Source organism: Bacillus sp. RIT 809 (assembly GCF_016892495.1).
Lineage (GTDB): Bacteria > Bacillota > Bacilli > Bacillales > Bacillaceae_G > Bacillus_A > Bacillus_A cereus_U.
The window spans coordinates 1-509 of sequence record NZ_JAFEMR010000070.1 but is presented as its reverse complement, the minus strand read 5'-3'; the positions used below and the strand labels follow the sequence as shown (position 1 = coordinate 509).

Here is a 509-nt window from a genome sequence, read left to right as displayed (position 1 = left end):
TAAAGGAGTTAAATTCTGATGATATTGGCGAAGAAAGTCAGACTGATTCCAACGCCTGAACAAGAAAAAGTGCTTAGAAACCATGCTGGTGCTGCAAGATTCGCTTATAACTATTGTAAAAGAATGAGTGATAGATACTATAAGCTATTTGGAAAATCTGTTTCACAGTTAGCTTTACAGAAACGATTTACAAAGATCAAGAAGCGAAAGAGATATGAGTGGTTAAAAGACATCAATGCACAAGTTCCCAAACAGGCTTCAAAAGATTTTGACAAGGCGAGGAAAAATTCGTTCGAAAAGTACAAAAATGGTTATCACACTTCTTATAAATCCAAAAAAGATTTAATCCAAGGATTTTATGCCAATTATGAAAGACTGATTATAGGAAAGAAAGTAGTTGATATTCAGTCCATTGGAGAAGTGAAAACAAGCCAACAACTACCAAGAAACAAAAAACCATCAAATCCAAGAGTTACCTTTGATGGTCGTCACTGGTGGATTAGTGTAGG

The 509-nt window shown here is 35.0% G+C and carries 1 protein-coding gene; it reads left to right on the top strand.

Annotated elements, in window-relative coordinates; translation table 11 throughout:
* Positions 1 to 18: 18 nt before the first annotated feature.
* A partial coding sequence (locus JTF23_RS27435; RefSeq protein WP_204210290.1) for a helix-turn-helix domain-containing protein occupies positions 19 to 509 on the top strand: 491 nt, incomplete at its 3' end.